General features: G+C 54.5%; 11 protein-coding genes. 2 read left to right on the top strand and 9 right to left on the bottom strand.

All coding sequences use genetic code 11. The features are described 5' to 3' along the window. Positions 1 to 18 precede the first annotated feature (18 nt). From C1N59_RS10555 to C1N59_RS10590, 8 genes are all read right to left on the bottom strand, one after another. Positions 19 to 2,076 carry a putative bifunctional diguanylate cyclase/phosphodiesterase gene (locus tag C1N59_RS10555; protein ID WP_394549453.1) on the bottom strand — a complete coding sequence of 686 codons (2,058 nt, stop codon included), beginning with the start codon at positions 2,074 to 2,076 and terminating at the stop codon, positions 19 to 21. Between the two features lie 222 nt (positions 2,077 to 2,298). Further along, on the bottom strand, positions 2,299 to 3,963 hold the full coding sequence (locus C1N59_RS10560; protein WP_033741411.1) for a methyl-accepting chemotaxis protein: 1,665 nt from the start codon (positions 3,961 to 3,963) through the stop codon (positions 2,299 to 2,301). A 287-nt stretch (positions 3,964 to 4,250) separates the two neighbouring features. Next, positions 4,251 to 4,385 (bottom strand): hypothetical protein, encoded by a 135-nt coding sequence (locus C1N59_RS10565; RefSeq protein ID WP_283786736.1) that lies wholly within the window; start codon positions 4,383 to 4,385, stop codon positions 4,251 to 4,253. Between the two features lie 696 nt (positions 4,386 to 5,081). Then, complete coding sequence (locus C1N59_RS10570) at positions 5,082 to 5,276, bottom strand: con-10 family general stress protein (protein WP_033741481.1); 195 nt, start codon at positions 5,274 to 5,276, stop codon at positions 5,082 to 5,084. 369 nt (positions 5,277 to 5,645) lie between these two features. Next, entirely contained in the window at positions 5,646 to 5,921 is a 276-nt protein-coding gene (locus C1N59_RS10575; protein ID WP_283786738.1) for a hypothetical protein, read from the bottom strand. A 173-nt stretch (positions 5,922 to 6,094) separates the two neighbouring features. Then, positions 6,095 to 6,244: a hypothetical protein gene (locus C1N59_RS10580; RefSeq protein ID WP_283786740.1), complete on the bottom strand. Its 150-nt coding sequence runs from the start codon at positions 6,242 to 6,244 to the stop codon at positions 6,095 to 6,097. Between the two features lie 24 nt (positions 6,245 to 6,268). Next, positions 6,269 to 6,553, bottom strand: a complete 285-nt coding sequence (locus C1N59_RS10585) for a hypothetical protein (protein WP_394549455.1) — start codon at positions 6,551 to 6,553, stop codon at positions 6,269 to 6,271. A gap of 263 nt (positions 6,554 to 6,816) precedes the next feature. Continuing rightward, a complete protein-coding gene (locus C1N59_RS10590; protein ID WP_054633797.1) occupies positions 6,817 to 8,361 on the bottom strand; it encodes a methyl-accepting chemotaxis protein in 1,545 nt (514 codons plus the stop codon). Between the two features lie 250 nt (positions 8,362 to 8,611). Between C1N59_RS10590 and C1N59_RS10595 the strand changes: the two genes are divergently transcribed. Next, the gene (locus C1N59_RS10595) at positions 8,612 to 9,106 is read left to right on the top strand and encodes a MarR family winged helix-turn-helix transcriptional regulator (RefSeq protein WP_394549456.1); all 495 of its coding nucleotides are present in this window, start codon (positions 8,612 to 8,614) and stop codon (positions 9,104 to 9,106) included. A 167-nt stretch (positions 9,107 to 9,273) separates the two neighbouring features. Beyond that, positions 9,274 to 9,618, top strand: coding sequence for an anti-adapter protein IraP (gene iraP / locus C1N59_RS10600; protein ID WP_033741400.1), 345 nt, complete (start codon positions 9,274 to 9,276; stop codon positions 9,616 to 9,618). Between the two features lie 76 nt (positions 9,619 to 9,694). Here the strand turns inward: iraP and C1N59_RS10605 are convergent, their stop codons facing one another. Beyond that, positions 9,695 to 11,491, bottom strand: a complete 1,797-nt coding sequence (locus C1N59_RS10605) for a sensor domain-containing diguanylate cyclase (protein WP_054633799.1) — start codon at positions 11,489 to 11,491, stop codon at positions 9,695 to 9,697. Between the last annotated feature and the right edge of the window lie 108 nt (positions 11,492 to 11,599).

The following is an 11,599-nucleotide window of genomic DNA, read 5'->3' on the forward strand; positions in this document are numbered from 1 at the left end:
TTCAGGACGGTAACGCGTTTACGTCTGGATCCAGTACGGTCCCGGCCTGCCAAAAAGATACCCTTGCATTAAAGGACATTCATATGTCCTGAGCCAGGCCGCCTGAGCCAACGTTTCCACACCCTCTGCAGTGACTTCTACGTTCAGTTGACGGCACAGTGAAAGAACAGCACTGACGATGGCTGCCGCCCCGGCATCCTGGTGCAGATCGCTGATGAATGACCTGTCTATCTTAATTCTGCTGAAAAGCCCGGAACTGAGGTGGCTCAGTGAAGAAAACCCCGTGCCAAAATCATCCAGAACGACATTAATGCCTGTCTCCCGAAACTTCCGTATCACTTCGTAACTGAAATCCGGGTTGTCGAACAAGGCCGATTCGGTAATTTCCAGTTCGAGCCTGTTGGGATGTAGCCCACTATGGATGAGAACGTTTTTCACCCTGTCAGACAGTTGCGGGTCCCTGAACTGTCGGGGGGAAATGTTTACGGCTATCCGCTCCTGTCCTGACCAGCCCGCCATATCCGTACAGGCGCGCGCAAGCGCGAAGGCACCGATATCATGGATAAGTCCGGTTTTTTCAGCAAGAGGAATGAAAATATCTGGCGGCACACTTCCTCTCACAGGATGATGCCAGCGCAGCAGGGCTTCATAAGCCACAATCTCTTCACTGACGCTGCAGACAACAGGCTGATAAAATAGCTGTAGCTCACCGTTTTCCAGTGCCCCACGCAGGTCGTTTTCCAGGCTGAAGCGCTCTGCCGCAGAGCGGGCAAGCTCATCGGTAAAGATGACCCAGCCGTTACGTCCGGCTGACTTGGCCGCATACAGGGCAATATCCGCCGCCGATAACATACTTTCAGCATCCCGTGCATAGCCGGGAAAGAGGCAGACGCCGAAGCTGCAACCCGACGTAACTTTCCGGCCCTTCAGCATGAACGGCTCCTGCAATACGGCCGTAAGGCGTGATGCCGTTTCGCTGGCTTCAGAGGCTGAGTTGATACCTGGCAGGACGGCAACAAACTCGTCGCCGCCTGTACGGGCCAGTATATCTTCAGGGCGCAGGACGGATTGCAGCCGCGCGGAAACCTCAATAAGCAGTGCATCTCCGGTAGGATGTCCCAGCACGTCATTGATACTTTTGAAACGATCGATGTCGGACACCATGACGGCAAAGGGGCTGTCACCGCTAAGAAGCGTCTCCAGCTCGGGCATCAGGCCCCGCCGGTTAAGGAGCCCTGTCAGTGGGTCATGAAGGGCAAGGTGATTCGCCCTTGCCGCAGCCTGAAACTCCGCAGTGACGTCCAGAATGGTATACAGGAGATAGTCTTCTCCCCCGCCCGAATTAAGCCTTTCAGCCGTGATGCGGAGTGAAAAGGCCGGCTCTGTCGCCGTCGACGAGACCGTTTCGCTGAAACCTTCATCGGGAAGAAGCGTAAAGGCTTGCCTGAACACACCCGCCAGATCGTCTGGCAGATCCGCGTGAAGCGAGGTTTGCGTGTTACCGCTCAGCACCAGTTCCTGCAAACAGGGCAAATTTCTGGCAGTCGGGTTGGCGCGTATAATGTCGCCGGATTTTGCGTCACACAGGATAAGCGCACAGGGCGTGTGACAGAAAACCGCGTCAAGCACCTTATTGGCGTCTGACAACTCCGTTTCTCTTTTCAGGATAACCTGTTGAGCGATGCGTAATGCCGCCCTTTCCTGATAATCATGCGTGACGTCGCGCACGATTTTAATAAATGCCGCATGTTCCTGATCGGAGGGATTAAGGAATTCAATTTCTACGGATGCACGAAATGCGCTGCCGTTTTTCCGCAGCCGCCAGCCTTCGCCTGTAAACTTGCCATGCTCGCGGGCCTCTCTCAGGTTTGCCTCAGGTATGTTCCTGGCCTGTTCATCTTCATCATAGAAAACCGAAATATGTTGCCCTCTGATATCACGGCTGTCCCAGCCCTTAATCTCGCGGCACCCCAGATTCCAGCTCATGACTTCTCCGGTTGAAGACAGCAGGTATATTGCGCAAAGAGACGTTCTGGCCACGGCGGCCCCCAGTTGGTCATTGGTTACGGATTTCATGCGGCTGTCCTTGAAAAGTTCACCGACCTGTTCGGAGATGATCCTGCTTTACAGATGAGTATCGGCGCCGGTGGCCTAAAACAGTGACACAATTTTGTAAAAATTTAGTCAGAGAAAAAAGAGCGACAGGTATTTCTACCTGTCACAAAATAATGCATGCAAGACGGTCGCAACGTTATCCGCTTCTGGCTCAAATCAGCCCCCTCAAATCCGGGGGCGGTTTCAGAATGTTGTCCAGTTTTCTTCCGCATCTTTCCCGGCTGGTCGGCTGGAGTGAGGCGTTGTCGTTGAGGCGGAAACCGTGACCGGCGCTTCAACCAGTGCGGTTTGAGCGACGGGCGATAACGGCTCTGACAGCGTAAAAACAGAGACGGACTGCAGCAATATATCGGCCTGTTCGCGCAGACTTGCTGCCGCTGAAGCGGACTCTTCCACCAGGGAAGCATTCTGCTGCGTCACATCATCAATTTCCGTCACGGCAATGCTGACCTGTTCAATTCCGCGAGCCTGTTCTGCGGTGGCGGCGGTGATTTCCTCCACCCTGTCAGTCAGCTGACCGACCGACGAAACCACGGCAGACATGGTGTCAGCAGAACGCGCCACCAGTGAAGTCCCTTCGCTGACGCGCTGTGCGTTGGCTTCGATGAGCTGACGAATCTCCCCTGCCGCTGTTGCACTGCGTTGCGCCAGCGAACGGACCTCACCTGCCACCACGGCAAAGCCACGCCCTTGCTCGCCTGCCCGCGCGGCTTCGACAGCGGCATTAAGCGCCAGAATATTGGTCTGGAAAGCAATGCTGTCAATCACTGACGTGATATCCGCAATGCGTCCTGAGCTCTCACCAATTCCCTTCATGGTACCGGTGATATCTGTGGTGATGTCATTACCCTGGCGGGCAACGTCACGCACCGTTACCGCCAGCATCGCGGCCTGGCTGGCATTGTCTGCGTTATTCCTGACCGTGACGCCCAGTTCACCCATTGTGGCGGCGGTCTGTTCCAGCGCGCTGGCCTGTTCTTCAGTGCGCTGTGACAGATCGGTGTTTCCCTGAGCTATCTGCAGGCTCGCGGCGGCAACACTCTCCGCGTTCGCCCGGACAGCGCTGACGGTTTGCACCAGTGAATGCTGCATCCCACGAATCGCTATAAGGAGTTTTCCGGTTTCGTCACGTCCTTTGACCGGCACTTCTGCGGTCAGGTCGCCGTCAGCAATGCGCTCTGCGGCCTGCAGCGCGATGTTCACGGGCCTGACAATGCTGCGGGTAATAAACCAGGCCAGGGTTGCTGCCAGCACAATAGCCGCCACGCTGAGGGAGACAAGAACAACCTGAGCGCTGCGCTGCTCTGCCGCTGCTTTGGCACCGGCGGTCTTCATCTGCTGGCCCTGAAAGGTCGCAAGGTCTGTGATAGCCTTTGTGTATTCGTCCTGCGCCTCATAAGCGGGTCCGGTGAGCAGCCGCGTTACCTCATCCCGCTTACCTTCCATGCCCAGTTTTACCGCCTGTTCAGAGTAGGCAAGATACTGCGTACCGGCCCGTTTCATCACGGCGATGAGCTCACGGCTTCTGGGCGCATGAAGTATCTGATCGACTTTATTAAACGCCGTTTCAAGCCGGGCGCGGGACTGCTCATAGTTTTGTTTCAGTCTTTCTTTTTGAGCCGGGTCATCGACCAGTGCGATACTGCGGACCATACGACTCATATCCGTAACGTAAAAGCGCAGGTTACTGGCAGCGGTCGCTTTATCAAAACGATCGCCAGCCAGTTTATCCACGGTGTCGCCCAGGGAGTCGATACGAATTAAACCGGCCAGCGCAATACCGATAAGAAGAAGCAGAATAAAGCCAAAAGCGGCACCCAGTCGAATGCCGATGCGTATGTTGTTCATTACCTTTCCTCGGTTAAAATATAAAAATTAAAATTATTCAGAGCCAGGGTTCAGACCTGACGAGCCTAATCCCGCGCGCGCGTTTTACCGCTCTCTTTCAGCAAACAGCGATCAGGATGATTAAGCTGTTCGGGAACAAGCTGCGCACAATTTATAATCAGGTGCCGTTTTAACACCCTGTTTAACGGGACTGGCCGCACAGAGAAATACGTGTTTGTGGCCCCCTCATGACGTAAGCATGTGAGGAACGGCATCAGACGGCATCGCAGGCTGTCCCTCCGCTTTGATTAACGCAGTAGTGACAGCATGGCCTGCGCCAGCACAGAAGACAGGCGCGCAATCGCCCTACGCAGTGAAGACGGTGAAAGCGTGAGGTTAGTCTGGGTAACCCATGACAGCCCGGTTATGTGGCTAACGGTCATGTTAAATCCTTCTGGTAAAAGCGCGTTTATCCCGTTTTAAAGTTATCGTCACTGTAGTTACTTTCTTTAACTGTGACATACATCAATTATTTTAACCCGTTATTACACGCATCTTAATTCGCTCTTAATGTACGGCGATGGAGAGAAACACAGCCAGGCCGGGCGCGTAACGGTTCCGCTACGCGCAAAAAGCGACCGTTCGCGCCAGCCTCCGTCAGGCGCCGAGTTCTGACCATGACGTAAAGCCGGACCGTTAAGACGTTGACGGATAACAAATGCGTGATGACCGGGGGGCGTGATGGAATATCAATGCGGAAGTTTTTGCCGCTTACGCTTGCAGGGAGGTGCCTGCAGAACCAGGCTGATTGAGGCTATCCCTCCAGGGAAAGATCTTGTTGCATGGATGATGACTTAACCGCCTACGGGCGGTTTTTTTTATCCGGATAAAACAGTGAAGAATCAACATTATCTGGGGTGATGAGACGTTCAGGCGCTTTTCGCGTATCCTCACTGAAAATCATAAGTCCGCCCTGAAGAACAGGGCCAACAGCGTATAAGACTTGTTAACAAGACGGCCCGGCAGGCTGACCGGGCCACTGATTTACAACCCTTTCGTCTTGTTAATCCAGTCCTGCTAAGGTCCTCTTTAAAACAGGCGTTGAAAGCCGCAAGCACGCAAGTCGCAAAGGCGGCGACTCAACCAGGCCGGGAAGCGGTTTCCTGTGCGCTGCCCCGGCGACTTGCCTTACCCCCTTTTCGTCCGGCCTCAACCGCTCTTTCCGGGTTATTTTTAAAATTACCGCTACTGGCGGCTCCGCCTTTCCTTCCGGCTTCCGCCGCACGCTGGGGATTTTCCGCGAAATTTCCCGCGCCACCACGTCTGTTGCTCATATCTGTTACCTTTTGATTATGTAAAATGTTGATGAGAATATAAGCATGGCTGTAATTTTGGATAAAAACAGGAATAAACATAGATTTACGTCGGAAGAATAAAGGGTTTTAGATTCACCGCTTCGCTTTCTACAGATTTTTTATCTATTTAAAGCAGCGTTAACAAAATAAAAATTGTACACCATGAGTGGGTCGTGTACAGTTTCCACAGCCGGCTTTTTAAGAAGATTCTGACCACCATCCCGAGCAGGTTTGCTGCTTGTCTCCTTCTTTGCGAGACAGCGCTTGCCGGAGTCAGCCTGCGGGACCTGACGCAGCGTATGCTTATTAACGATCCTGGCCCCCGGGCGGACAAGGCATGTTCTGATTTTACAGTTTCGGGTGGCCGGGACTACACTCAAAAAACATACAAAAATGATGCTTTAGCGCAATACCGCTTGTCTGCCGCAACGGACTTTTACTGCCAGCAACAAGAAGGTTGATATGTTCAGGAGTGAAGAAGAAAAGGTAAACATTGTTATCGGCTAAGCCCTGCTGTCGCTGCTTAAAGATGATGCAGACATGAGTTCTGAGGCGCTGCGCGTGCAGCTGAACAGGATGCTCAAAACGGAAACTGATGATGCCCGGCGTCAGCTTATCGATCATGCTTTGCGCCAGACCCGCAGACTTTTAAGCGGTGCAGTCAGTGAAGAAAGCAATTTTTTCGGAGAAAGACATCTCCAGTTATGGGCGGGAAATGACCACTAACTTCCTGACAGCATCGGCTGATACACGTGGCAGAGCATGTCGCAGATGTCAGTGAACTCTGCGTTTCATTATCAGCACGGCCTTCTCACAGCCTGCCCCAGGCGGTGTAGCGCGCAGATAATCTCTTCTTTCTTTACACTGGCTTTTTCGCTAAGCAACGGCGAGATAACCTTACCCGCCAGTTCAGGCGCTTTTTCTTCGGTATCTTCTCTGGCTCCCATGAAGCCTCCGTGAAGCAAACGTCCTTACAGTATAGCATTCTGACCGAAGCGGCCCGGCAGCGCCTGATGGACCGCTTCCTGCAGGTCGCAAAAAACGGCCCGGTTAACAGGATGATTTCCGTTTTCGATGGCCGTCCGGCCCCTTCCCGCCGGCAACGTATTCATCACCGCAACCGAACCCAGCGGCAAGCAAAACCTCCCCTTGGAGAAGGCGATCTGTCGCGCCTCAACAGGCCTTGAGACGGGGTTCAGATGAAGCAGATGATAAGAAACGTTGAAGTCGTGATTGACGGGAAGCTGCCCAATCACGTTATGGCCTGTCATACAGCATAAAAAATTGTTCACCCTCGCAGTCGCACGTCCTGACCGCAGGCAGCCCCTCTGCCCGGTGCCGCACGTCAACACAGCACTGGGATGGGCCGGGCTTAACGCCCGGCCCATATGGCGAAGTTTGCTGGCGAAAGCGGAAGTGAATGGGTTATTCCCCACCTCCACTGATTCTCCCTGACCTCCCACGCCGTCCTTCAGAGGGATACATCTGAGCCGTTACGCGGCGTCTGATTTACCGGGTGTCATACCTTAAAGGTTTCTACCATAGTGCGCAGGGCATGCGCCTGCTCAGAAAGCGACTGTGAGGCGGAGGAGGATTCCTCCACCAGCGCCGCGTTGTTTTGCGTCACACCGTCCATCTGGCTGACGGCGATACTTACCTGCGAGATGCCCTGCATCTGTTCAGATGATGCCAGGGAAAGCTCGTCCATGGATTCAGCCAGTTCGCCGACCATGCCGACGATTTTCAGGATGCTTTGACCAGTTGAGAAGGCCACCGTGACACCGCTCTCCACCTGCGTAACGGCCTGCTCGATCAGCGTTTTAATGTCTTTTGCGGCCGTGGCACTGCGCTGTGCCAGCGTTCTGACTTCGCCCGCCACCACGGCGAACCCGCGTCCGTCCTCGCCTGCCCGCGCCGCTTCGACAGCGGCGTTTAGGGCAAGGATGTTGGTCTGGAACGCGATGCTCTCAATAACGGAGGTGATGTCACGCACTTTGGTGGCGCTGACGGAGATGTCGTGCATCGTGTCTGACATACGCTTCACATCCGTTTCGCCGCTACGGGCCAGTTGCGCGGTCTCACGGGCGGACTCGGCTGTCTGCCGGGCACCCGCCGCGTTACTTTTCACAGTGGCGGAAAGCTGCTCCATGCTGGCCGCGGTTTCCTGCAGCGCCGCGGCCTGTTGCTCGGTGCGGGATGACAGTTCCGTATTGCCTTGTGAAATCTCATCGGCGGCCAGCGCAACGGAGGCGGACGAATCCTTAATTTTTGACACCAGGCCACGCAGGTTCGCCTGCATCCCATCCAGTGAGGCCAGCAGGCTGGTTGTGTCATTGCGGCGCAGCACGACCGGTCCCGTCAGGTCTCCGGCGGCGATGGCGGCGGCGAGCGCCTGAGCCTGAGCCGGTTCGCCACCCAGCTGGCGCATCAGGCTGCGGCTGACAATCATGCAGCCCGCCACGGCAGTCAGCACTGACAGCAGGGTCAGCACGATCAGCATTGCTCTTGTGCGGGAAACGGTCTCGCTGGTCTCGCCAACCGTAAGAACGGTCTGCGCCTTCTGAATCTCTGTCAGTTGGTTGAGCAGTTTCAGAAGCTTTTGCTGAGCCGGTCGCGCAGTCTTCATCAGGTAGACAGTCGCGTCCTGCTGACGGTTTTCCAGCCCCATTTTGGCCGCGGTCATCAGGGTTTGCATGGCGTCATCTTCAGCTGCCAGTATTTCATCCAGCACGGTTTTACCCTGTGCACTGACGCTGTGTGTCATGCTTTCAACCAGTTGCTCCCGCTCGTGGATATATTTTTCCCGCTGTGTCGTCATACGGTCCCATTCGGGCCTGGATTCCTTCTCATCCGTCAGCAACGCCAGATTGCGTGCGGCGATGGCCATATCACGGATATCACCACGCATATCCAGAACGATCGCAAACCGTTTCATTTTGTTGTTTATCGCGTCATTCATGCCGCGCTGTGCATCGGTCAGCGCATGTAACGCAGTGCCCGTACAGATAATTAAAAGCAGAACAAGTAAACCAAAGCCTGTCGCAAGACGCGTCGAAACCTTCATTATATTTTCCCGAATGTTATGTCACTGTCAGGTTCTATCGGCCGCAGACGCGTCAACTGCACAGACTTTACAAAATAAATTGAACACAACTTAATTGACGTCGATATGATTGCGGTCACGTTCAGTTTGGCCGCGGTTTAAAGCATCCATGACGTGTCCGTGATATCTTGTGTTTCCGGCTTCCTGACGTCTGTCGCCTCACACGATTCACCGAACGCTTGCCGGCCTCCCCCTTATCTGGAGCCCCGGCATGAAAGAGATTAATGACGCCAGCGCGAGTAAAGACACCCAACCTCAGTGCCTGGAGGAGTTTCTCTGCTTTGCGCTTTACTCGGCCTCGCTGGCTATGACAAAGCTTTATCAGCCTCACCTGAAACCGCTGGGGCTGACCTATCCACAGTATCTGGCGCTGCTGGTCTTGTGGGAAAAGGATGGCATCACGGTCTCTGAGGTAGGTCAGCGCGTGCAGCTGGACTCCGGCACGCTCAGCCACCTCCTCAAGCGACTTGAGCAGGCAGGCTTTATCAGTCGCCTGCGCGATACCGGTCATGATGAACGCAGAGTGATTATTCGCCTGACTGAAGCAGGCCGTGAACTTGAAAAACGCGCCACAGGCGTACCTGCAGCGATGATTTGTGAAATGGGCATCCCGTTTGAAACCCTGGCCAGCCTGCGCGACAGGGTAAGACAGGTTCAGGAAAAAATTATCCAGGCATTGCCGGAACAGCGGAACCCTGACGCCTGATGTTTTGTCATTATCTCAGACGAAATGACAGGCTGGGGCTGGCAGCAGAGTGCCCCATCTTATCCACTGAAGCACAATCGCACTGATTATGGCCAACCGGACAGACCGGTTTTAATTTGAGAGCAACTTGCTGACCGATTTCGTTTGAAAGTTTAAGAGGGACGATAATGAAAAACGTTGTACTTAGCATGCTGGCTAAAATATCGCATATCGACGCAGGGATGAAGCAGTTAACAGCCCGTGTTGAGGCGCAGTCTCTGCTCATCAGCGCACTTGTGCTGGCGGTGAGTAAAGAAGGCGGTGTGACTGAAATGATTGAAAGTGCTAACAAGGCCATTAACACCGTCATCGACTCTGCTGAATGTGATGATCTGCTGAAGTCTGACGCCGCGCTCCTGCTCAGTGAATTTCAGAGCCTGCTCACCATTTCGAGGGCTGTCGATGGCGCGGATGACGAAATTAATCATGAAGGAATGACTAAACTTAAAGGATTATCCCCCTCTGTGGAATAAGCCGGCTTGGTTAAGCGCCAGGCCACACCTTACCGCCCGTCATCCTTTACCCAACGGGCCAGCAACCGGACGTTATTTATGTTGCGTGGCCCAGCTGACCGTATTTAAAGGTGGAGAGCCAGCTTTTTAGTGCCTGCGGAAGCAAGGGATGAGAAATGTAAAAACCCTGTGCCTGATCGCATCCCCATGAAGCGAGCATATCCAGAGCCTCTGGTATTTCAACGCCTTCAGCCACAACAACATAGTTCAGAGATTTCAGCATACCTATCACGCTCGATGCGATAATGCGGCTTGCTTCATTCGAGGTCAAATCGGCTATCAGCGCCCTGTCAAGCTTGATAACGTCCACCGGCATCCTGCGCAGATAACCAATATTACTGTAACCGGCACCAAAATCGTCCAGCGAAAGACGATATCCTCGTTGTCTTAACTGCGCCATCATTGCCAGGGCGGCAGGATTTTCCGTGGCCAGCTCCGTTTCAAGACATTCGAACTCCAGCAGAGCGGGTGGCAGTTGGGCCTGCGCCATCTTCGCGTCAAGGTGGTCAATAAAGCCACTTCGTGCAAGGTCGCTGACACTGACGTTAACGGATACCGGCAGACTGATGCCCTCGGATAACCAGACGCGCAGCTGACGGATCACCTCCGTAATCACCCAGTCAGTGATATCGCTCATCAGGCTGGTTAACTGCGCTGCGGGCAGAAATTCGGCGGGCGAAAGCTCGCCCCGCTCGGGATGACACCAGCGTATCAGCGCCTCAAACCCCGCCGGTTGCACATCAGATAAGGAAAGCCGGGGCTGATAAACCAGATAAAGCCCGCCTGTACCGGTTTTAAGGGCTGTCGACAGATCGTTCATCAACATGAAATCGCCATTGCGCCTGCTGTCACTCACCTCACTAAACGAACGAGCGCCACCATTGATGCTGATGGCTTCGTGGAGTGCGCTGACCGCGCGCCGCAGGGCTTCCTGGGCCGGTAGCGCCGCTGGCGTAAAGCAGACATCGCCCGCGTACAATGTCAGGTCCATAGCAAGACCTTCGGGCGCGAGAGGCCGCGCGTCGCGCATTGCTTCAAGAACAGCATCGGCCGAAAACGGCTCATCTGAGCGGGACAGGAAGGCAAAGCGCCCAGTGGCTACCGTGTAAAAAATTTTTTCAGGCCCCAGCGCCAGCTTGTTTTGCAGCAGACGCCCGCTGTCCCGCAGGAGCGCTTCCACTGGCGGCATGCCCAGTGCCCGGGCCAGCTCATAGGCACGGGGCATATCGATGCAGTCGATAACGGTGAGCCTGAGGACGTCGGAATGCCCCGCCTCAGACAGTTGATCCAGATGGCGGATGAGTTGCTGACGGTTAGGCAAGCCTGTTACCGCATCCGTTAATCCTGCGACCTGCCAGGCCTTCAGAAAGACCGTCACCATCGCGGCAAGTCGGCTGAGCAACCTGACCTTTTCAGCCGGAAAAGCGTGTGGCTGACTGTCTGTGACGCATAGCGTCCCCATAACCTTTCCTTGCGTGTTGATCAACGGCACGCCCGCGTAGAAGCGGAGGTAAGGCTCCCCTGTGACAAGCAGATTCGTGGCGAAACGTGCGTCCAGCAAGGTATCTGGCACAATGACCGGAATCGCGCTCTCCACGACGAAGCGGCAGAATGCATCTTTGCGATCAGTCTGACACAGCGTCGTGTTGTACTTTGCGCGAAACGTCTGGTGCTGCTCATCAAGAACGGATATAAAGCTGGTCGGTATGCCCAGCAACGTGCTGGTCAGGGCGGCGAAGTGGTTGAGTACCTCATCACGCTCCTGATCGGGCAATCGCAGAATGTCTGCGGAGCGTGGCGAAGACTGCGCTCCGTGACGAATGTTTATCAACATGGCGTATCCTTTCCCTGAAAGGCAAAAGTTAAAAAAGCAAGGCGCTGCACTGAAGGACATCCCTGTGCTCAGAAAGCAGGATAATGCTGAATGATAAAACGGCTAAAG

The organism is Pantoea sp. SGAir0183 (assembly GCF_043545505.1).